This is a genomic window from Kaistia algarum (assembly GCF_026343945.1).
GTDB classification, from domain to species: Bacteria; Pseudomonadota; Alphaproteobacteria; order Rhizobiales; family Kaistiaceae; genus Kaistia; species Kaistia algarum.
The window spans coordinates 103,595-123,795 of sequence record NZ_JAPKNJ010000003.1; the positions used below are offsets into that span (position 1 = coordinate 103,595).

Annotated in this window: 18 protein-coding genes; 8 read left to right on the forward strand and 10 right to left on the reverse strand. The window is 64.8% G+C overall.

Annotated elements, in window-relative coordinates; translation table 11 throughout:
• Window positions 1–102: 102 nt before the first annotated feature.
• From OSH05_RS18815 to OSH05_RS18845, 7 genes are all read right to left on the reverse strand, one after another.
• Complete coding sequence (locus OSH05_RS18815) at window positions 103–1,653, reverse strand: serine hydrolase (RefSeq protein ID WP_104218111.1); 1,551 nt, start codon at window positions 1,651–1,653, stop codon at window positions 103–105.
• Between the two features lie 69 nt (window positions 1,654–1,722).
• On the reverse strand, window positions 1,723–3,105 hold the full coding sequence (locus OSH05_RS18820; RefSeq protein WP_104218110.1) for an FGGY-family carbohydrate kinase: 1,383 nt from the start codon (window positions 3,103–3,105) through the stop codon (window positions 1,723–1,725).
• 81 nt (window positions 3,106–3,186) lie between these two features.
• Window positions 3,187–4,290 carry an autoinducer 2 ABC transporter substrate-binding protein gene (locus OSH05_RS18825; protein WP_407660445.1) on the reverse strand — a complete coding sequence of 368 codons (1,104 nt, stop codon included), beginning with the start codon at window positions 4,288–4,290 and terminating at the stop codon, window positions 3,187–3,189.
• Between the two features lie 86 nt (window positions 4,291–4,376).
• Window positions 4,377–5,342 (reverse strand): ABC transporter permease, encoded by a 966-nt coding sequence (locus tag OSH05_RS18830; protein WP_104218108.1) that lies wholly within the window; start codon window positions 5,340–5,342, stop codon window positions 4,377–4,379.
• Between the two features lie 2 nt (window positions 5,343–5,344).
• A complete protein-coding gene (locus OSH05_RS18835; RefSeq protein ID WP_104218107.1) occupies window positions 5,345–6,328 on the reverse strand; it encodes an ABC transporter permease in 984 nt (327 codons plus the stop codon).
• Window positions 6,325–7,854 (reverse strand): sugar ABC transporter ATP-binding protein, encoded by a 1,530-nt coding sequence (locus OSH05_RS18840; RefSeq protein WP_104218106.1) that lies wholly within the window; start codon window positions 7,852–7,854, stop codon window positions 6,325–6,327. The genes OSH05_RS18835 and OSH05_RS18840 overlap by 4 nt, the downstream gene beginning before the upstream one ends.
• Window positions 7,851–8,663 carry a DeoR/GlpR family DNA-binding transcription regulator gene (locus OSH05_RS18845; protein ID WP_104218105.1) on the reverse strand — a complete coding sequence of 271 codons (813 nt, stop codon included), beginning with the start codon at window positions 8,661–8,663 and terminating at the stop codon, window positions 7,851–7,853. Before OSH05_RS18845 ends, OSH05_RS18840 begins: the two co-directional genes overlap by 4 nt.
• A 267-nt stretch (window positions 8,664–8,930) precedes the next feature.
• Between OSH05_RS18845 and OSH05_RS18850 the strand changes: the two genes are divergently transcribed.
• The 4 genes from OSH05_RS18850 (at window position 8,931) to OSH05_RS18865 (ending at window position 13,440) form a co-directional block, all read left to right on the forward strand.
• Entirely contained in the window at window positions 8,931–11,033 is a 2,103-nt protein-coding gene (locus OSH05_RS18850) for a bifunctional rhamnulose-1-phosphate aldolase/short-chain dehydrogenase (protein ID WP_104218104.1), read from the forward strand.
• A gap of 189 nt (window positions 11,034–11,222) precedes the next feature.
• Window positions 11,223–12,515 (forward strand): L-rhamnose catabolism isomerase, encoded by a 1,293-nt coding sequence (gene rhaI, locus OSH05_RS18855; protein WP_104218103.1) that lies wholly within the window; start codon window positions 11,223–11,225, stop codon window positions 12,513–12,515.
• Window positions 12,516–12,740: 225 nt separating this feature from the next.
• Window positions 12,741–13,010 carry a glycine zipper domain-containing protein gene (locus OSH05_RS18860; RefSeq protein ID WP_104218102.1) on the forward strand — a complete coding sequence of 90 codons (270 nt, stop codon included), beginning with the start codon at window positions 12,741–12,743 and terminating at the stop codon, window positions 13,008–13,010.
• 157 nt (window positions 13,011–13,167) lie between these two features.
• The gene (locus OSH05_RS18865) at window positions 13,168–13,440 is read left to right on the forward strand and encodes a glycine zipper domain-containing protein (RefSeq protein ID WP_104218101.1); all 273 of its coding nucleotides are present in this window, start codon (window positions 13,168–13,170) and stop codon (window positions 13,438–13,440) included.
• A gap of 74 nt (window positions 13,441–13,514) precedes the next feature.
• On the opposite strand, the gene OSH05_RS18870 is transcribed toward OSH05_RS18865, so the two are convergent.
• Both OSH05_RS18870 and OSH05_RS18875 read right to left on the reverse strand, forming a co-directional pair.
• Entirely contained in the window at window positions 13,515–15,137 is a 1,623-nt protein-coding gene (locus OSH05_RS18870; RefSeq protein ID WP_104218100.1) for a peptide ABC transporter substrate-binding protein, read from the reverse strand.
• A 126-nt stretch (window positions 15,138–15,263) separates the two neighbouring features.
• Window positions 15,264–15,668 carry a YbaK/EbsC family protein gene (locus OSH05_RS18875; protein ID WP_266352799.1) on the reverse strand — a complete coding sequence of 135 codons (405 nt, stop codon included), beginning with the start codon at window positions 15,666–15,668 and terminating at the stop codon, window positions 15,264–15,266.
• Window positions 15,669–15,854: 186 nt separating this feature from the next.
• Here OSH05_RS18875 and OSH05_RS18880 point away from each other — a divergent pair, with 186 nt between their 5' ends.
• Window positions 15,855–16,472 carry a hypothetical protein gene (locus tag OSH05_RS18880; protein WP_104218098.1) on the forward strand — a complete coding sequence of 206 codons (618 nt, stop codon included), beginning with the start codon at window positions 15,855–15,857 and terminating at the stop codon, window positions 16,470–16,472.
• Window positions 16,473–16,501: 29 nt separating this feature from the next.
• Here the strand turns inward: OSH05_RS18880 and OSH05_RS18885 are convergent, their stop codons facing one another.
• Window positions 16,502–17,398 carry a metallophosphoesterase family protein gene (locus OSH05_RS18885; RefSeq protein ID WP_104218097.1) on the reverse strand — a complete coding sequence of 299 codons (897 nt, stop codon included), beginning with the start codon at window positions 17,396–17,398 and terminating at the stop codon, window positions 16,502–16,504.
• Window positions 17,399–17,508: 110 nt separating this feature from the next.
• Between OSH05_RS18885 and OSH05_RS18890 the strand changes: the two genes are divergently transcribed.
• The 3 genes from OSH05_RS18890 (at window position 17,509) to OSH05_RS18900 (ending at window position 20,198) form a co-directional block, all read left to right on the forward strand.
• On the forward strand, window positions 17,509–17,970 hold the full coding sequence (locus tag OSH05_RS18890) for an NUDIX domain-containing protein (protein ID WP_266352802.1): 462 nt from the start codon (window positions 17,509–17,511) through the stop codon (window positions 17,968–17,970).
• Between the two features lie 219 nt (window positions 17,971–18,189).
• Window positions 18,190–18,690, forward strand: coding sequence for a GNAT family N-acetyltransferase (locus tag OSH05_RS18895; RefSeq protein ID WP_104218096.1), 501 nt, complete (start codon window positions 18,190–18,192; stop codon window positions 18,688–18,690).
• Window positions 18,691–18,767: 77 nt separating this feature from the next.
• On the forward strand, window positions 18,768–20,198 hold the full coding sequence (locus OSH05_RS18900; protein ID WP_104218095.1) for an arylsulfatase B: 1,431 nt from the start codon (window positions 18,768–18,770) through the stop codon (window positions 20,196–20,198).
• Window positions 20,199–20,201: the final 3 nt, after the last annotated feature.

Below are 20,201 nucleotides of genomic sequence, written 5' to 3' on the forward strand. Positions count from 1 at the left end.
CCATTGTTTCCGCAGCGGCAATGGAGCCAATCTGACACCGAACGAACTTCAACGAAATTGGTTGAAACCGTCTAGCGGATATACGGGAATGTATGCCTATGGTCAGTCGTCCACCCGCTTGAACGTCCCGAAGCCCAGATCGTCGAGGCTCTCGATCTGAACGCTCGCGGCTTTGCCGTCGTAGCCGATCGCGAAGGTGACCGTCGACAAGAAGTCCGGCATTTCCTCGGCCGGATGCTGGAGGAAGAGGTCGCGTTCGAAGGGTACGAGCGGGAAGCGGCGCCTGCCTTCCGGGCCGAGGCCGAGTACCAGCTTGCCTGCCTCTTCGGTGATGAGGGCCGTGCCGAAATAGTCATTGCTGAAGCGCCCGGCATAGGCGGAAAGCGACAGGGCCGGCGAATCCGGTTGCGGCGGCTTCGCAAACCGCGCCTTCGATGCCTCGATCGCCGGGCCGAACAGCCCAGCAAACACCGCATCCCAATCCTTGGTCCAGTCCTTCGAGACCTTCCCGTCCAGGACCTGATCGAAGAAGGAATCGGCGAGGCCTTCGGGCAGGCCGGAAGGGAATGCGTTGGCAAGGACCACGATCCCGAGCTGCTCGTCCGGCAAGATGCTGACAAGCGTGCGGGCGCCCATAGAGAAGGCGCCGGCATGGCCCCAGTTCAGGCCGTGCTTCCCGAATTCGACGTTCCAGCCAAGTCCATAGAAGGTGTGCGCGCCGGTTACGGGGTTGAGGCCGCGGTCGATGAGCGGGCGGTGGGTCGCGGCGAGCGCGTCCTCGGCAATGAGCTGGCGTCCCTCAAAGCGGCCATTGTTGATCTCGAGCTTCAGCCATTGGGTCAAGTCCCGCGCGGTCGACGAAACGCCGGCGGCCGGGGACTGCGCATCGGGCTCGCGTTTCGCCAGCGCCGTCCATTTGCCGTTGAACTGCGCATGCAGCGTGGCGCGATCCTCGTGGGCCACGAAATCGACGTAGCGCGAACTCGTCGCGCTCATGCCAAGCGGGCGGTAGAGCTTCTTCTCCGCGAGGTCGGGCCATGACGCGCCGACCGATTTGGCGACGGCGACCGAGCCTTCGGTGATGCCGAAATTGGAATAGGAATAATGGGAGCGGAATCCATCCAACGGCACGAGGCGGAGGCGGCGCAAGATCTCCGCCTGGTCGAAGCCCAGATCTTCCAATTCATTGCCGGCAAGGCCAGGCAGGCCGCTGCGGTGATTGAAGAGATCTTCGACCGTCAGCACCGATGTCGGATAGGCGTCGGCGAGGCGGAAGGTCGGGTCGAGATCGGCGATCTTCGAATCCCAGGCGACATGGCCCTCGCTGACCACCGCCGCTACCACCGTCGCCGAGATCGGCTTCGAGAACGAGGCGAGTTGGAAGACGGTGTCCGGACCGACCGCGCCGGGCTTGCCCGCCTCGCGGACGCCGAAGCCCTTCAGGTAGAGCACTTCGTCCCCGCGCACGATGGCAATGGCAAGGCCGGGGACCTCGCCCCTCGCGATCGCGGCCTCCGCCAGTTCGTCCAGCATCGGCAGCGCGGCGACGACCTTGTCGCGACTGACCGGCTCGGCGGAAGCGGGTGGCGGCAGGATCAGGCATGCCAGGGCGACGGCGCTGAAAAGGGGGGCTTGCAGGGCGAAACGGCGCATCCGGTGGTTTCCTTCCGTCGGTTCTGCGTGCTTTCCTTAACACAGATCGGCGAGGAGGCGCGGCCGGGCTTAATCTAGCGCCTCGCGCCACGCCGTGGCATAGCCCGCAATATCGGTAGCGAGCGGCGCGATCGGGTCGCCATCCGGCAGGCCCGGGCCTGCACCCTCGGGCCCGTCGGCCAGAAGGGCTGCGCCCTCCGTCGTTCCTGTCGCGTCGGTGCGGGCGACGACCGGCCGGCCGATAAGGCTCGCCAGTGCGGCGAGGAAGATCGCGTTCTTGGCGAGCGGCCCCTCGACCACGATCGGGCCGGCGGCGCTGGTCAGTTCCAGGCAGGTCTGCGCCACCAAGGCGCAATAGAGGCTCGCCCCGGCGGCGCGCTCGCCTGGGGAGAGCGTCTCCGGATCTTCCGTCCAATGGCCTTCGAGAAAGGCATAGGGGCCGGTGCCGGGTGCGAAGGAGGGCAGGGCCATGACGCCGCGCGCCACGATCGCCTCGACTTCGCCCGCCGTCGGCACGGTCTTGTCGCCGCCGGTCAGCCGCTCATATTCGCGGCCCGCCATGAACCGGGCCGATGGCACGGGGCGGCCGAGCGCATCGACATTGGCGAGGCAGTCGCGCGCCGGATCGAGATGGGCGATCTGACCGCCGACGGCGAACAGGATCAGCCAGGTGCCGGTCGACAGTACCGAGAACGGAGCGCGGCGGCGCAATATATGCGGCAGCAGGCTTGCGTTCGAATCATGGATGCCGGCGACGATGCGGCACGACTCCGGGAGGCCGGTCTTCTTCGCCAGCGCCGGACGGATGGTGCCGGCCGTGTCCCACGGATGGACGACGCTTGGGATCAGTTTCGCCCACCCGCGATCTTCGGCGAGGCGCGAGAATGTGCCGGCCTCCGGGTTCCAGAGGTCGGAATGGCAGCCGAGTGAGGTCGGCTCGGCGGCAACGGCGCCGGATAGGCGCCAGACCCAATATTGCGGATAGGGCAGGATGGCCGTCGCGCGGCCGAAGGCCGAGGGGAAGGTCTCCTCCAGCCAATAGAGCTGGCGGCCGATATTCAGCCCGCCGGGCAAATCCGGCGACAGCGTCTCCCAGAAGGCGCCGCGCAGCGGGCGATAGGCCTCGGCGATCGAATCCGGACCGTTATACTCATAGTCGAGGATCGGCAGGACAAGGCCGTCCTCGTTCAGGATGGCGACGGCGGCGCCATGCGTCGTCGTCGAGATGCAGCGTATATCCGCCTCGCTCGCATATTCCGTCAGTCCGGCGACGATCCACGCCCAGAGGCGATCCGTGTCGAAATGCGGATAGAGGCCCTCGCGCAACACTTCGTTCGGGGTCGTGCGGAGCTTGACGATGGTCCGCGTCCCGGCATCGACGAGCGCGAGCTTCGCGTTGGTCTTGCCGATATCGAGAACGACGGTGGCGACCGGGCGGGACGAAGCGGACATGGGAGGAGATTCCGGCACAATGGAACGCGGGCCGCGCTATATCGCACGACCCGCGCCCAGCTCCAAAGCCTTGGTTCGAGACTAGAAATCGAACTGGGCGATATTGCTCTTGTCGAAGATGAACGGGGCGCCGAGCAGGATCTCGGAACCGTTCACGACCTTGAGTTCACCGAGCTTGCCGGCCTTCACCGAGGCGTCGCCCGCCTTCAGCGTGCCGTCAGCCGTGGCGCGCAGGACCTGCATCGCGGCGTAGCCGAGATCGACCGGGTTCCAGAGCACGACGGACTTGACGCAATCCTTCTCGACATAGGGCTTCATGGCGTTCGGCGTCGCGAGGCCGACAATCGCGATCTTGCCGCACTGGCCGGCCTGGGTGACGGCTTCGGCGGCGGCCGGAGTCGCGACCGAGGTCATGCCGAAGATGCCTTTGAGCTGATCGCCGTACTTGTTGATCAGCGTCGCGGACTGGTTGAAGGACAGGACGTTGTCCTCCTGCGCCTCGACCGTCTCGAGCCACTTCATGTTGGGGTGGCACTTGGCCGCGTAGGCCGACATCTCGTTGATCCAACGCGCCTGGTTCGGCGTGGTGAAGGTCGAGGTGACGATGGCGAAGCCAGCATCCTCGCCGGCTTCCTTGGCGAGCGCGTCGACCAGCGACTTAGCGATGCCGTTGAACTCGGCCTGGTTGACGAACCACTGCCGCGCATCCGGCGTGGCGTTGGCGTCATAGCCGACGACGTTGATGCCGGCGGCCAGCGCCTTCTTCAGCACCGGCGCGATGGCGACAGGGTCGTTGGCGGCGAACAGGATGCCATCGACGCCGCTGGTCACATAGTTATCGATGAAGGTGATCTGCTCGTCGATATTCGCCTTGGTCGGACCGTCGGTCTTGGCGTCGACATTGCCGAGTTCCTTGGCCGCTTCCTGGATGCCCTTCGTCGTGGCGGCGAAATAGCCGACGCCGATGAGCTTGGGAATGTCGACCACGGTGATCTTCTTGCCGTTGCGATCCGGCGCATTGGTGGGCACGCCGCCGTCATAAGGCTTGGCCGATACCGTGCCTGGCGTCGCGTCGCAGGCGAGCGGATTGGTCGGCAGTTCGTCGCCACCGGTCCACGCCGAGGCGGCGAAGGCAGTGGAGCTGGCAAGGCCGAAACAGGCCGCCAACAAAAGGGACTTCTTCAGCATTTCATTCTCCTCCTGAATGCATCCCCTCGGGTCCTCCCTTCGGGGAACTTGGTCGGCGAACCTCCAAGCCGTCTTGTTCTTGGTCAGCCGTCGCCGTTGCGGCTGAAGAGATTGCTCGCGAGGATCGCGAGTATGAGGACGAGGCCGATCACGACGATCGTGCCATCGCCCTTGACGCCGGAGAGGGACAAGCCATTCTTCAGCGCCTGTACGAGAACGAGGCCGACCACGGTGCCGATGATCGTGCCGCGGCCGCCGAAGATCGACGTGCCGCCCAATACCACCGCTGTGATGACGTCGAGTTCGACTCCCGTGCCCATGTCGGAGCGCGTCGTCGAGACGCGCGAGACGAAGATCACCGCCGCGATGCCGGATACGAGGCCGGCGGCGGTGTAGATGAGAAGCTTGGTCCGGTCGACATTGATGCCGGAGAAGCGCGCTGCCGTCTCGTTGGCGCCGGCGGCATAGGTCGCGCGGCCGAAGGTGGTGAAGCCGAGGATGAAGGCGGCGATGATGGCGAAGATCACGAAGATCCAAAGCTGCGTCGGTATGCCGAGGAAATCACCCTGGCCGAGGACGTAGAACCAGTCGGGATAGCCGCGCACCGAGCGCGCCTGGCTGATGCCTTCGGCGAGGCCCCGATAGAGCGCCAGCGTCGCCAGCGTCGCGATCAGCGGCGGGACCTTGAAGCGGGTGATGATCAATCCGTTGACGAGACCGCCAACGCCGCCCACCAGAACCGCCAGGACCATCGCGACCGGCAGCGGCAGGCCAAGATTGTGCCAGAAGACGCCCATCAGGATGGCGCAGAGGCCGAGGATCGAGCCGACCGAGAGGTCGATGCCGCCAGTGATGATGACGAACGTCATCGGCAGGGCGATCAGCCCGACCTCGGTCATCAGGCGGCCCTGGTTCAGGAGGTTCGCCGTGGTGAAGAACTTGTCGGATTGCTGCGACAGGATCGCGAGCACGACGACGAGCAGGATCGCGAGGATCGTCTCGTGGCGCAGGAAAGACTTGACCGTCGCGGAGAGCGGAACGTCGGACATGATCACGAGATCCTGTGGCGGCGGGCCATGTCCGCGAGGACCGTGGCGAGGATGAGAAGGCCCTGGACGGCCCGCAGCCAATAGGCGGAGACGTTCAGGAAGATCAGCGACGAGCCGATCGCGGCGAAGAGGATGGCGGCGAGCGTCGAGCCGATCACGGTACCGATGCCGCCGAGGATCGAGACGCCGCCGACCACCGAGGCGGTGATGATCGTGAGCTCCAGATTGGGCGGCACGGTCGACTGGATCACCTGCAATTGCGTGGCGAAGAGGATCGCGGCGATGCCGGCGAACATGCCGTGGATGGCGAAGATCATCACCGTCGAGCGCTCGACCCGGATGCCCGCGACGCGGGCCGCTTCCGGATTACCGCCAATCGCATAGATCGCGCGGCCGAACGCGGCCGAGCGCATCCAGATGGCGGCGAGGATCGTCAGGATCCCCATGAACCAGACGGGCGAGGGGACGCCAAGGAGGCGGAACTGCGCGATCAGATAATCCGGCGGCAGATTGGTGATCCAGGCGCCGCCCGTGGCGCTGATCAGGCCGCCCTTGAGGATCGACAGCATGCCGAGCGTCACGACGATCGAGGGGATCTTCACATAGGCGACGAGGACGCCGATGAACGAAGTGATGACCATGCCGACAAGGATCGGTGCGAGCCAGGCAATCCAGACCGGGTATCCGGCGACGGCCAGCGATCCGGAGATCGTCGCGAGCACACCGATGAGCGAGCCGACCGAGACGTCGATATGGCCGGAGATGATCACCATCGACATGCCGATCGCCGCCACGGCGATATAGGCGTTGCCGACGAAGATCGAGGTGAGGTTGTTCTGGCTGACGAAACGTGGCGCGATCGTGCCGACGACGACGAACAAGACGACGATCGCGGTCAGGATGATCAGTTCCTGGCCGTAGGCGGAGAGCGTCCGCGACAGGGCGCTCGGGAACACGACGCGGCGGGCGCTGACCTCGAAGCTCATGCCGCGCTCTCCCCCTTCGCCGCGCCCGCATGGGTCATGGCGGCGCCGATGACATCCGGTGTCGCCTCAGCCCGATCGTAGATGCCGACCATCGTTCCCCCATTCATGACCAGGATGCGGTCGCTCATGCCCAGCACCTCCGGCAGTTCGCTCGAGATCATGATGACCGCGAGCCCTTCACCGGCCAGACGGCTCATCAATGCGTGGATTTCCGATTTGGCGCCGACATCAATGCCGCGCGTCGGCTCGTCCATGATCAGCACCTTGGGCTCGGTCGCGATCCATTTGGCGAGCACGACCTTCTGCTGGTTGCCGCCGGAAAGCTGCCGCGCCGGCTGCTCCGGACCGCGGGCGCGGATGCCGAAGCGCACGATCGCGTCCTTGGCGAGCGTCAGTTCGCGGGCGCGGTCGACGATGGTGGCGGTCGAGATCCGGTCGAGCAAAGCGAGCGAAACATTCTCACGGATCGTCTGCGGACGGATCAGGCCCTGAAGGCCACGATCCTCCGGCACATAGGCAATGCCGAGGTCTCGTGCCTGCTGCGGGCTCTTGATCGACACGGGTTGACCCTTGAGACGGATCTCACCGGCGGTTGCAGGCGTGATGCCGAAGATGGTGAGCGCCAGTTCGGTGCGGCCCGAGCCGACGAGGCCGGCAATGCCGAGGATTTCGCCGGCTCGCAGCGTGAAGGAGATGTTCCGCACTTCGTCGCGAAAGGAGACGCCCTTCAGCTCCAGCACGGGCTCGCCGATCGGCACCTCGACCTTGGGGAAGAGCTGGTCGATCGAACGGCCGACCATCATCGAAACGAGCTCGGCATGGTCGACCTCGGCGATCGGCCGGGTGCCGATCAGCGCGCCGTCGCGCAGCACCGTGACCCGGTCGGCGAGGGCGAAGACCTCCGGCATGCGGTGGCTGATATAGACGATGGCGACGCCCCGCGCCTTGAGACGGCGGACGACATCGAGCAGGCGGCGGACATCGGCGTCGGCCAGGGATGCTGTCGGCTCGTCCATGATCAGCAGCTTCGCGTCCATGGAGAGCGCCTTGGCGATCTCGACGCGCTGGCGGTTCGCCACCGAGAGGCCGCCGACCCGCGCGTCGACATCGAGATCCGGACTGTCGAGATCGTCCAGCAGCGCGCGGGCGCGGGTTCGCATCGTCGTCCAGTCGAGCCGCCCGAAGCTCGTGCGCGGCGCGTGGCCGAGGAAGATGTTCTCGGCGACCGTCAGGTCCGGGAACAGCAGCAATTCCTGATAGACCGTGGCGATGCCGGCATCGCGGGCGTCGCGCGGTGAGGCGAAATGCACCGGCTGACCCTTCACCGTCATCGCGCCGCCTTCATCCGGGCGGTGAAAGCCGGAGATGATCTTGATCAGCGTCGACTTGCCGGCACCGTTCTCACCGAGCAGGGCATGGACCTCGCCGGCGCGCACGTCGAAATCGACGTCCTTCAGCACCTTGATGCCGGAGAAGGTCTTGGAAACGCCGGTGAGGCGGATGAATGGGGCCGGCTCGTCGCTCATTCGCTCGCCTCTGTTGCAACAAGGGATTCAGTTTCCGCCACATCGACCACCACGAGCCGCACGCCGGCCTGTTCGATCATCCTGGCGTCACGGGTCGACACGCCGCTGTCGGTGATGATCACGTCTAGGCGGTCGAGCGAGCAGAGGATCAGCGCCGAGCGCCGCTCGAACTTGGAGGAATCGACCAGAAGCACGAGTTCGTCAGCCTGATTGATCAGTTTCTGCTCGGCCTGGATCAACAGGGGGTCGCCTTCCATGACGCCGAGCCGGCCGATGCCCTGCGCGCCCAAAAACATGCGGCGGGCGTAGAAATTGCGCGTGACGTCATTGTCGAAGGGCGAGAGGATCAGGCTCTGCTCGCGGTAGACGGCGCCGCCCGGCAGGATGATCGAGTTTCGCGATCCCTGCACCAGCTGCTCGGCGATCGCGAAGGAGTTGGTCAGGATCTGCATGCGACGGCTGGCGAGGCCAGCGACCATTTGGAAGGTCGTCGTGCCTCCATTGATGATGATCGAGTCGCCATCCTCGCAGAGATCGACGGCTGCCTGAGCGATGGCGCGCTTGGCGCCGGCATTCATTTCCTCGCTCACGGAAAAATGCCGCCCGCCGATGCCGACCAGCTGCGGCGGATGCAACGCCTCGGCGCCGCCACGGACCTTCCGGAGCTTGCCGTCGACATGCAACGCGTTGATGTCGCGCCGGATCGTCGCCTCCGAGGCGCCGGTCAGCTCGACGAGCTGCGACACGGTCACCACCGGTCGATCGGCAACCTCGCCCAAGATCAGGCGCTGGCGTTCAATCTCGTGCATAGGTCCTCCCAGACGGCGCGATCATGCGAAGTTGCGCACCGATGTCAATCATAATCGATCAAATTCAACTATACGGCACTGCAATAAGCTTGGTTGTGATTGTATTGCGCTGCAATATGATCTGAATTGATCGCTCATGATTGACAAAGCCGAGCATGACTGACAGATCATAGCCGCAACGAACCGTCCGATCGCTGGATCGCGGCGCTTTCCGGCTTGCGGATCCGCATGGCGGTCTCGCAGGCGCCATCAAGCGGATCTTTGGCAATGACATCCCCCGTTTCGACCACCCTTCTCGACAATCGCTGGGACGACGCCCGGGCGGCGGGCATGAGCGAGCCGGAGCTGTTGCTCTATCGCTCGAACCTGCTCGGTTCCGACAAGCGGATCACCAATTTCGGCGGCGGCAACACATCGGCCAAGGTGAGCGAGACGGATCCGTTGACGGGCGAGGCGGTCACGGTCCTCTGGGTCAAGGGCTCGGGCGGCGACCTCGGCTCGATGAAGCTGGACGGGTTCGCGACGCTCTACCAGTCGAAGCTCGATGCGCTCCATCGCATCTATCGCGGCCTCGAATTCGAGGACGAGATGGTCGGCTACCTGCCGCACTGCACCTTCGATCTGAACCCGCGCGCCGCTTCGATCGACACGCCGCTGCACGCCTATGTCCCCCGCAAGCATGTCGACCACATGCATCCCGACGCAGTGATCGCGCTCGCCGCGACGCCGAACTCGAAGGAACTGACGAAGCTCGTCTATGGCGACGAAATCGGCTGGCTGCCCTGGAAGCGTCCGGGATTCGAGCTCGGCCTCTGGCTGTCGAAATTCGCCATCGAGAACCCGCAGGCGAAGGGCGTCGTGCTGGAGAGCCATGGCCTGTTTACTTGGGCCGATAGCGCCAAGGAGTGCTACGAGCTCACTGTCGCGATCATCAACAAGGCGATCGCCTGGCTGGACAAGGAAACCGCCGGCAAGGCGGCCTTTGGCGGCGCCGTCACGACGTCGCTGGATGCCGATAAGCGCCGCGCCGTGGCGGCCGCGCTGATGCCGGAGATCCGCGGCCGCATCGGCAAGTCGGAATCGAAAGTCGGCCATTTCGACGATCAGTCAGCCGTGCTCGACTTCGTGAATTCCGCCGATCTCAAGCCGCTGGCGGCGCTCGGCACGTCCTGTCCGGACCATTTCCTGCGCACCAAGATCCGTCCGCTCGTGCTCGATTATGATCCGGCGCGCGACAATCTGGACGAGGTCATCGCCGGCCTCGATGCCGCGATCGAGGAATACCGCGCGGGCTACGCCGCCTATTACGAGCGTTGCAAGCGGGCAAACAGCCCGGCGATGCGCGATCCAAACGCGGTCGTCTACCTGGTGCCCGGCGTCGGCATGATTACTTTTGCCCGCGATAAAGCGACGGCACGCATCTCGGGCGAATTCTATGTCAACGCCATCAATGTGATGCGCGGCGCCTCGACGGTCTCGACCTATGTCGGGCTCAACGAGCAGGAAGCCTTCGACATCGAATATTGGCTGCTTGAGGAGGCCAAGCTGCAGCGCATGCCGAAGGCGAAGAGCCTCGCCGGTCGCATCGCCTTCATCACGGGAGGCGCCGGCGGTATCGGCTCGGCGACGGCCGTGCGTTATCTGCAGGAAGGCGCGGTCGTCATGATCGCCGATATCGACCAGTCGGCGCTCGACCAGAGCGTCGAGGGGCTCGGCAAGCGTTTCGGCAAGGACAATGTCCGCGGTGTCCTCGCCAACGTCACCGACGAAGCCGGCGTGATCGACGCGTTCCGCACGACACTGATCGAGTTCGGCGGCCTCGACATCCTCGTGTCCAATGCCGGCATCTCCTCGGCGGCGCCGTTCGAGGATACGACGCTGGAGGTGTGGGACAAGAATATCGCCATTCTCGCCACCGGCTATTTCCTTGTGTCGCGCGAGGCCTACCGCATCCTGAAGCGGCAGAAGCTCGGCGGATCGATCGTCTTCATCGCCTCGAAGAACGGACTCGCGGCCTCGGCGGGCGCGTCGGCCTATGGCGCGGCGAAGGCGGCGGAAATCCATCTGGCCCGCTGCCTCGCGCTGGAGGGTGCGCCCTTCGGCATCCGCGTCAACACGGTCAATCCCGATGCAGTGCTGCGAGGCTCGAAGATCTGGCAGGGCGAATGGCGCCAGCAGCGCGCCCAGTCGAACAAGATCGGCGAGGATGATCTCGAGGAGTTCTACCGCAAGCGTTCGCTGCTGCAGCGCAGTGTGTTCCCTGAGGATATCGCCGAGGCCGCTTACTTTCTCGCTTCCGACCTCTCGGCCAAGTCGACCGGCAATATCATCAATGTCGATGCCGGCAATGCGGTGAGCTTTACGCGCTGAGGCCGCCGTCCATTCTACTATGCTGGTCCTCTGACGTGACTTTCTGCGCTTCCCGTGCTCACGGACGAAAATCCGCTCGGCTCCGGTTCTCGAAAGCCACGCCAGCCCGCCACGCCTAGAAAATGGTCGGTCGATCTCTGTCGAGCATCGACACGAAGAAAACGAAATCCCACGGGGAGGACCCGCCCAATGACCGATCTTCCGATTTCCGCCGAGCACCTCGCCGAGAGCAACAAAGCGGAGGAAGCCGCGCTCGCCAACGACTATTCGCATCTCGGCGAGCAACTCGACCGGCGCGGCATCGATATCGACGCGATCACCCGGAAGGTCGCGGCCTTCCATGTGGCGATTCCCTCCTGGGGCGTTGGCACGGGCGGGACGCGTTTTGCCCGCTTCGCCGGTCCCGGCGAGCCGCGCGGCATCTTCGAAAAGCTCGACGACTGCGCGGTCATCCAGCAATTGACGCGCGCGACGCCGACCGTCTCGCTGCATAATCCCTGGGACAAGGTCGATCCCAAGGCGCTGAAGGCCAAGGGCGACGCGCTCGGCCTCGGCTTCGACGCGATGAACTCGAACACCTTCTCGGACGCCAAGGACCAGAAGCACTCCTACAAGTTCGGATCGCTCTCGCACACCGACGCGGCCGTCCGGCAGCAGGCGATCGAGCACAACATCGAGACGATCGAAATCGGCAAGGCGCTGGGTTCAAAGGCTCTGACCGTCTGGATCGGCGATGGCTCGAACTTCCCGGGCCAGTCCAATTTCACGCGCGCCTTCGAGCGTTATCTGGATTCGATGAAGTCCGTCTATGCGGCGCTGCCCGACGATTGGCGCATCTATTCCGAACACAAGCTCTACGAGCCGGCCTTCTATTCGACCGTCGTGCAGGATTGGGGCACCAATTACCTGATCGCACGGGAACTGGGTCCCAAGGCCTTCGCCCTTGTCGATCTCGGCCATCATGCGCCGAACGTCAACATCGAGATGATCGTCGCGCGGCTGATCCAGTTCGAAAAGCTGGCCGGCTTCCACTTCAACGATTCGAAATATGGCGACGACGATCTCGATTCGGGCTCGATCAACCCGTTCCAGCTTTTCCTCGTCTTCAACGAACTCGTCGATGCCGAGCATAGAAAGGCCAAGAGCTTCAGCCCGGCCTATATGATCGACCAGTCGCACAACGTCACCGACCCGATCGAGAGCCTGATGGCGAGTGCGATCGAGATCCTGCGTGCCTATACGCAGGCGCTGCTCATCGATCGCACGGCGCTCGAAGGCTATCAGGACGCCAATGACGCGCTGATGGCGAACCAGACGCTGAAGCGCGCCTTCACCACGGACGTTGGCCCGATCCTCGCTAAGGCGCGCCTTGCCAAGGGCGGCGCGATCGATCCGCTCGCGAGCTATCGGGCTTCCGGCTACCGGGCGAAGGTGACGGCGGAACGCCCCTCTACAGGTGGCAGTTCGAGCGGGATCGTCTGATCAGTGACGGCCGTCACAGTTTCGTGACGGCCGCAGACATGCCCTCTTCTCGCCTCACGGCGAAACGGCTAGTGTTGCCGCGAGCTTGGCCCCGGTGAAGAAGAGGTCAAGCACCGCGACGCTAACGGCGAGGCGCTCTCGTCGGTCGGGGTTGCGATCGGGCGTTGCGCCTGGACGGCTGGACATGGGCGTGGCTTGAGGCCGTCGCCGACAGGAGATTTGAAAATGAAGAAGATCCCGACTCTCGTTACGCTGGCACTTCTCGGCGCCGTCGCGGCCGGCTGCTCGCCGACCACCGGTTCTCGCACCGGCGACGGTGCCGTCCTGGGCGCCGCTGCGGGCGGGGCCATCGGCGGTCTTGCGACCGGAACCTGGGGTGGCGCTGCCATCGGTGCCGGCATTGGCGCGGTAACCGGCGCGATCATCGCTGACGCGACGGGTAAGTGCTACTGGGTCGACAAGAACGGCCGCAAGAACTACGTCGCCTGCCGCTGATCCAGGCGGACGATCCATCGGAAAACGGCCGGGCTTTGCCCGGCCGTTTTGTTTTGTGTCGTTCCATGGATGGAACCGGATCGCCTTCGGCGGCTTGAGAAAGGCGTAGTCACGCCAAGCTCAGGCGCATGACCTGCGGCGACAGGAGGTTCATTCCATGAAGAAATCAGCTCTGATCGGCATTGTGATACTCGCGGGCGCCATCTCGGCCGGCTGTTCGCCGACGACCGGATCGAGCACCGGCGATGGTGCTGTGGTCGGCGGCCTTGCCGGCGGCGCCATCGGCGGCCTTGCCACGGGCACATGGGGCGGTGCAGCGGTCGGCGCTGGCGTCGGTGCGGTGACCGGCGCGATCATTGCCGATGCCAGGACCAATCGCTGTTACTGGGTCGACCGCTACGGCCGCCGCCAATACGTCGCCTGCCGCTGAGCGACGTCTCGCAACCGCATTTTCAAAGGCCCGGAAGTGATTCCGGGCCTTTATCACTTGTGGAACGCAAAGGCTTACGGCGAAACAGTCCGCAGGAAGCGGCTGGGGTGGCGATTGACGAGGTTCGGCTCCCAGCCCTTCAGCGTCGGGGATACCAGCGACAGCGATGCATAGCCGAGCAGCGGGATGACTGGCTGGTCGGTGTCGATGATGGTCTCGGCCTCGCCCAGCAGCTTCTGCCGCTTCGCGGGATCCAATTCCGTATCGGCGCTGGCGATGATCGCGTCATAGTCGCGATTGCTGTAGCGCGAATAATTGAAGCGGATGTTGTCGCTTTTGAGCAGTTCCAGGATGTCGATCGGATCGGCTTCGTCGAGAATCCAGCCGGCCCGCGCCACTTGGAACGCAGCGCCGTCACGAAGCCGCGCAAAATGGTCGCTGTTCGTCTCGGTCACGATCCTGGTCTCGACCCCGATCTTCTTCCAGTCCGCCGCGACCAGCTTGGCGGTCTTTTCATGCTCGGCGCCGGTGCCGACGCGGATCTCAACCTCCAGCGGCTTGATCTTCTTTTTATCCGAGGTCTTGGCAGCGCCAAAGCCCGCCTCGGCAAGCAGGGCCCGGGCGCGGTCCTGGCGTTCGCCGATCGGCGCCGCGGGCGGCATAGGCATGGCCGAGAGATCCCTCGGGACAAGGGTGTCGGCAGGCACCATACCGCCGGACCAGGCGCTCTGGGCCAATGCCTCGCGGTCGATGGCGAGCGACAGCGACTGGCGGATTCGCGCGTCGTCGAAGGGCTTCTGCGTCGTCGATAATGCGTAGAAATAGGTGCCCATATAGGGCGCGATCTCCAACGTCGGCCCGAACTCAGCCTTCAATTCACCGAGGTTTGCCGTGGGCACATCCGAGCACGTCAGCACGTTCTTCTGGCGGAAGGCTTCCACGCAGTCGGCAGCGTCGGCGAAGGTCTTGTAGGCGACAATGTCGGCCTCGATGTCGTCGGCGGCGCGGAAGCCCTTGTTCTTCAGCAGAACATAGCCGTCCTCGCGGTCGATGGCGCCGAGGCGGTAGGGACCGTTCGAGACGATTTTGCCGCTCGTGCCGAAATCGGCGCCGAGCTTCTTGATCGAGGCAACATTGACCGGAAAGGCTGCCGGCTGGGCAAGCCGGAGCAGGAAAGTCGGCGTCGGCTGCTCCAGCGTGATTTCGAGCGTCTTGGAATCGACCGCGACGACGCCGAGCGTATCGGGCTTGGCGAGGCCCTGCTTCACCAGAACCGCGCCCTTGATCACCTGAAGCGGCCCGTCCTCGGTCGCGTCGGTGGAGGGAGCGAACAGCCGGCGGAACGAGGCAACGAAATCCGCGGCCTTCACGGCTTCGCCGTTGGACCAGCGGCCATCCGCCCGCAGTGTGAAGGTATAGACGCGGCCGTCGGGGGATACGGTCCAGCTTTCGGCGGCGCCCGGTACCGAACGGCCGAGCGCGTCGAGCGAGACGAGCCCCTCGAAGAGATCGGTGAGGATCGTGCCTTCCTCGAAGGTAGCAGCCAGTTGGGGATCGAGGGTTCCGACATTGCCGACGAGGCCGCGCCGGATCGTGACATCGGCAGCGTTGGCCGGTCCGGGAACGCAAAGGAGTGCGAGGAGGGCCAGCGGAACAAATGTCCCGGCCCTGGCAACGCCGCGTACTGAATTCCGCATTCCGATCCTCCGATTCGCCCCGGCACAGATTGGCGATAAGCCTGACTTTTCCGGCGATCTCAAGCATTTGCCAGTTGGGATGTGACCATGGTCACGACACGCTCTCGTGATCGCCCAATGGCCGCCTCAGGAGCCGCGCATGGCAACCACCTGGCCTCCCACCGCCCGGCAGAGCGCTTTCGGTTCGACCCAAAAGACGGCGAAGGGCGTACCCGCCGCCGCCCATACCTGCTCGTAGGCCAGCAGGTCGCGATCGAACCAGGTCTCCAGCGGCCGGGCATGGGCGAAAGGCGGGATGCCGCCGATGGCATAGCCGGTCACCTCGCGCACGAAGGCGGCGTTCGGGCGTTCGATCGGCTCGCCGATATGGGCGGCGATCGCCGCTTCGTCGACCCGGTTGGCGCCGGAAACGAGAAGCAGCACCGGGCGGCCCGTCTCGCGCGTGCGGAATACCAGCGACTTGACGATTTCCCCGACGCTGCAGCCGCAGGCGGATGCGGCCTCTTCCGCTGTACGGGTCGACTCGGGCATAGTGCGAATCGTCACGGATAAGCCGAAGGATTCGGCGGCATCGCGAACGCGCGCTGCGGGTCCGTTGATCTCATTCATGGTGGTTGTTGTGCATCCCTTGTCGCTTTGGCGGATGAGGTGGTGCGCTCACGCACCAAATTTGCTAAACGAAGCCTAAAGAACTTCGCTTCAATTCGGAGTCAATTGATGAACGACGCCAGCGGCAGGAACGGAAATTCCTCCAACGTCCGCAATCTGACCGATGCCATCCGCAAGGTGCGCGTCGCCGAATCCGAACGGACCGACGTCGTGGTCGAACTGCGCGAAGCGGAGCGGACGCGTCTGGACCTGCTGGCCGACGAGTTGCGGGGCGTTTTCGCCGAGGTTCCAGGTGACGACGACCAGTTCATCTTCCAGGTCGCTTCGGGCACGCAGCCGCGCCTGTGGATCGATATGACGTCGCTGGTCATCATGGGCCGCGACCGCCGTACCTATCGCTTCGTCAAGGATACGCGGCTTGGCCGCACCGTCATCCTGGAGACCGCGGATCTCGATGATATGGCCGATTGCGTCACGCAATATGTGGCCGAGCGGATCATCGAGCGCGAGCGAGCGATGGAAGGTGACTGGCTGGCGAAGCGCATCGCCGAGCAGGACCCGCCGGCGCGTCCCGAGAAGACCGCCATCAGCCGGCTGCGCCAAGCCCCGGCGCTGCAGCCTGCGCCCGCCAAGATCCATCCGGGCTGGATCGTCTCGGCCTTCCTGGGCGGCATCCTCGTCGGAGCGGCGGTATTGCTGGCCTATGCCTGGGTGCATGTCGGGTAGGGTCGACCTATATCGGGCGCGTCCGCGAACTACCAGATCTTCCGCTCGCGTATGATGCCGATCTCTGAACCTGGTCCGGCATAGCCGCGCTCGGTCATGTGGCAATGCCACGCGCCGGGCTCGCCGCCGATCTCGAAAATATTGTAGCGGGCGGCTGGCTTGTGTCCGCCCGGCGTGTTGGAGGCCGAGGGCACGCCGATGACCGGGATCGGCTTGTCGCCACCATCGATTTCGACATGGGAATCGACATGGGTATGGCCGTGCAGGACCAGTTCGGCACCGGCCTCACGCAGCACCGCGCGGATGCGACCGGAGCCGACGAGGCGCTTGTGCCAATTCGTGGCGTTGATCGTTGGCGGATGATGGATCAGCACGACCCGGAACAGCCCGTCGCGGCGGGCCCGCACCAGTTCGTCATGCAGCGCCGGAAGCACGGAGCTGTCGACATGGCCGGTCGCCATGAAGGGCGCCGACGCGCGAGCCGAGGAGAGGGCGATGATCGCGACCGGCCCGCGACGACGCAGGAAGGGGAAGATCACGCGGCCGGGTGGCGTGCCGTGGTCACCGGTCGCATAGGGCGCCCAGGCGACAAGTGCCTTCCGGAGTGCGCCCGGCACATAGGCGTCGTGGTTGCCGGGAATGACGGTGATCCGGTCGGGCGGCCCGAAGGCTTCAAGCCAGTCGCGGGCGGCGATGATTTCGCCTGGCAGGCCGAGATTCATGAGATCGCCCGTTACCGCGATGTGGTCGGGCGCATGGGCAAGGACATCCTCAACCAGATTGCCGAGCACCGGCCCGGCGAGCGAGCGCATCCGGTTGCGCCGCCAATTGACGTAGCCGATCACCCGCTTCGAGGCGAATTCCATCGTCCGCAGGCGTGGCAGCGGGCCGAGATGGGGGTCGGAGAGGTGGGCGAGGCGAAACATCGGCTTCTGGAATAGGGGCTTCGCGGGGCCAGCGGAAGACCGGGACGCGAAGAACTGTGGATCGGTGACGGCTTTGCTGGCAAGCTCGCAACTCAACGCACGAGCCCACCTTGCCGATCCGTTCCGCTCTCTCCCGTCTTTCCGGCCTGATCGCGCCCGTTACTCGCGGCATGACGCTTGGCGTGCGCGGCGCCTGCCTCGACGCGGAGGGCCGCGTGTTCATGGTCCGCCATTCCTATATGCCGGGATGGTATCTGCCGGGCGGCGGGGTCGAGCGCGGCGAGAGTGCCGCCGAGGCGCTGGAGCGCGAACTCGAGGAGGAAGGCGGCATCGTGCTGGGAGCGCCGGCAACGCTCTTCGCCGTCTACTGGAACCGCAAGCGCGCTCGCGACCACGTCGTGCTGTTCGTGGCGCGGGACTTTGCCCGGCCGCGCCCGCCAGCCTACCCGAACCATGAGATCGCCGAGGTCGGTTTTTTCGATCCCTTGTCGCCTCCGACCGAGACGAGCCCGGCAACGCGGCGTCGTCTCACCGAGATCCTGAACGGCACGCCGCCCGACCCGCATTGGTGATCGCCGTTGCGGCGTGCGCCCCCGCATGTTATGCGCGATCGTCTTTTGATTTTCCGGAAACCTGCCATGGTTTCGAGGCCCCTTTCGCGACGACGTCGCTCCGGCCGTGACCTTGCGTCACTGAAGGCCGAGCTTCCGTTTGTCCTGCGGCCTCTGCCCGTCTGATCGGTGCGCGCCCGTCGGACGCCGCTACCGCCATCCGACGAGATAACCTTTCCCATGAAGATCGACAGCTTCACAGTCTTGGCCGAACAGGCCGCGGACGATCCTGCCATCGAAGCCCTGCACGAGACCGCCTTCGGCCCCGGCCGCTTCGCGCGCGCTGCCTCGATCCTGCGCGAGGGTGTGCCGCATGATCCCGAACTCTCCTTCGTGGCGAAATCCGGACTGGACCTCGTCGGCTCGGTGCGGCTGACGCCGATCCGGATCGGCGCAAAGCCGGCGCTGCTGCTTGGCCCGCTTGCCGTCGTGAACAGCTGGAAGGGCAGGGGAGCCGGCAAATCGCTGATGCGCACGGCGCTCGCCGCCGCGACAGAGGCAGGCCATCAACTTGTGCTGCTGGTCGGCGACGAGCCCTATTACGGCCCCTTCGGCTTCCAGCGCGTGGCGCCCTATCAGGTGACCCTGCCTGCCCCGGCGGATCCGGCCCGCATCCTCGTGTGCCCGCTCGTCCAGGGCGCGATGGAAGGACTCGGCGGCGTGGTGACGCGGCGCGCGTAAGCCACTCGACAGCCGCCGGGCAGGGCGACTAAATTCCCGCCGTCCGGCCGGTGGGAGCCGGTTTGGAGCTTCTTGCAATGACGATCTGCATTCGGTGGGCAGCCGCTCTGCTTGCGGCTTTCTGCATGGTCCTCGGCGCGATTTCCATCGCTGCCGCAGCCGCCAAGCCGCCGAACATCGTCTATATTGTCGCGGACGATCTCGGCTTCGCCGATGTCGGCTACCATGGCTCCGAGATCAAGACGCCGACGATCGATGCGCTCGCCAAGGGTGGCGCCCAGCTCAATTCATTCTATGCCCAGCCCATGTGCACGCCGACCCGAGCGGCCATCATGACCGGGCGCTATCCGCTGCGCTACGGGCTGCAGAGTTTCGTGATCCTGCCCGAGCAGACTTACGGAATCCCGACCGACGAGAAGCTGCTGCCTCAGATCCTCAAGGAGGCTGGCTACCAGACGGCGATCGTCGGCAAATGGCATCTGGGCCATGCCGATCCGGCCTATCTGCCGATGGCGCGCGGCTTCGACAGCCAATATGGGCCGTTGATCGGCGAGATCGATTACTACACCCACGAGGTGCACCATGTCGTCGATTGGTACAGGAACGACAAGGTACTGCACGAAAAGGGCTATTCGACCGAGCTGATCGGCCGGGAGGCGGTCCGTGTCATTGACGCCCACGATACGGCGAAGCCGCTGTTCCTCTATCTCGCCTTCAATGCCCCGCACACGCCCTATCAGGCGCCTCAGGCCTATATCGATCGCTACAAGGATATATCCGACCCGAACCGGCGGACCTATGCGGCCATGGTTTCCGCGATGGACGACCAGATCGCCGATGTCCTCAACGCGCTCGACCAGCGCGGCATGCGCGACGATACGATCATCGTGTTCCAAAGCGACAATGGCGGCGTCCGCGATGCGCTGTTTGCGGGCGAGATCGAGACGAAGGGCGATCTACCAGCCTCCAATGCCCCGTATCGCAACGGCAAGGGCTCGCTCTACGAGGGCGGCACGCGCGCCGTCGCCCTCGTCAACTGGCCGGGCCACGTCAAGCCGGGCGAGGTCGACGGGATGATCCATGTCGTCGACATGCTGCCGACGCTCGCCGGACAAGCCGGAGCCAGTCTCGCCGGAACGAAGCCGCTGGACGGCATAGATGTCTGGAAGACGATCAGCGAGGGCGCCCCGTCGCCGCGCAATGAGATCGTCTACAATGTCGAGATGTTCCGTGGCGGTGTCCGCGAAGGCGACATGAAGCTGATCTGGCAGACGCCGCTGCCGCAGCGCGTCGAGCTCTATGACATCGCCAAAGACCCGAAGGAGACGACCAACCTCGCCGACGCACAGCCAGAGACGGTGGCGAAGCTTCAGGCCCGAATCCAGCAACTCGGCCAGGAAAGCGCCAAGTCGCTGTTCATGCAGGCGACCATGGGCGCCTATATGCACCGCGAACTCGGAACGCCGGCCCTGCCGAACGATCCGGCCTTCTTCGAGCAGGGCGACTGAGGG

Excerpts from the sequence above, each read along its gene's own strand:
- OSH05_RS18880 (WP_104218098.1), top strand. The coding sequence starts at position 15,855 with ATGAACGACGCCAGCGGCAGGAACGGAAATTCCTCCAACGTCCGCAAT.
- OSH05_RS18815 (WP_104218111.1), bottom strand. The coding sequence starts at position 1,653 with ATGCGCCGTTTCGCCCTGCAAGCCCCCCTTTTCAGCGCCGTCGCCCTG.
- OSH05_RS18840 (WP_104218106.1), bottom strand. The coding sequence starts at position 7,854 with ATGAGCGACGAGCCGGCCCCATTCATCCGCCTCACCGGCGTTTCCAAG.
- OSH05_RS18865 (WP_104218101.1), top strand. The coding sequence starts at position 13,168 with ATGAAGAAATCAGCTCTGATCGGCATTGTGATACTCGCGGGCGCCATC.
- OSH05_RS18830 (WP_104218108.1), bottom strand. The coding sequence starts at position 5,342 with ATGTCCGACGTTCCGCTCTCCGCGACGGTCAAGTCTTTCCTGCGCCAC.
- OSH05_RS18885 (WP_104218097.1), bottom strand. The coding sequence starts at position 17,398 with ATGTTTCGCCTCGCCCACCTCTCCGACCCCCATCTCGGCCCGCTGCCA.
- OSH05_RS18835 (WP_104218107.1), bottom strand. The coding sequence starts at position 6,328 with ATGAGCTTCGAGGTCAGCGCCCGCCGCGTCGTGTTCCCGAGCGCCCTG.
- OSH05_RS18860 (WP_104218102.1), top strand. The coding sequence starts at position 12,741 with ATGAAGAAGATCCCGACTCTCGTTACGCTGGCACTTCTCGGCGCCGTC.
- OSH05_RS18850 (WP_104218104.1), top strand. The coding sequence starts at position 8,931 with ATGACATCCCCCGTTTCGACCACCCTTCTCGACAATCGCTGGGACGAC.
- OSH05_RS18845 (WP_104218105.1), bottom strand. The coding sequence starts at position 8,663 with ATGCACGAGATTGAACGCCAGCGCCTGATCTTGGGCGAGGTTGCCGAT.
- OSH05_RS18870 (WP_104218100.1), bottom strand. The coding sequence starts at position 15,137 with ATGCGGAATTCAGTACGCGGCGTTGCCAGGGCCGGGACATTTGTTCCG.
- OSH05_RS18875 (WP_266352799.1), bottom strand. The coding sequence starts at position 15,668 with ATGCCCGAGTCGACCCGTACAGCGGAAGAGGCCGCATCCGCCTGCGGC.
- OSH05_RS18895 (WP_104218096.1), top strand. The coding sequence starts at position 18,190 with ATGAAGATCGACAGCTTCACAGTCTTGGCCGAACAGGCCGCGGACGAT.
- rhaI (WP_104218103.1), top strand. The coding sequence starts at position 11,223 with ATGACCGATCTTCCGATTTCCGCCGAGCACCTCGCCGAGAGCAACAAA.
- OSH05_RS18820 (WP_104218110.1), bottom strand. The coding sequence starts at position 3,105 with ATGTCCGCTTCGTCCCGCCCGGTCGCCACCGTCGTTCTCGATATCGGC.
- OSH05_RS18900 (WP_104218095.1), top strand. The coding sequence starts at position 18,768 with ATGACGATCTGCATTCGGTGGGCAGCCGCTCTGCTTGCGGCTTTCTGC.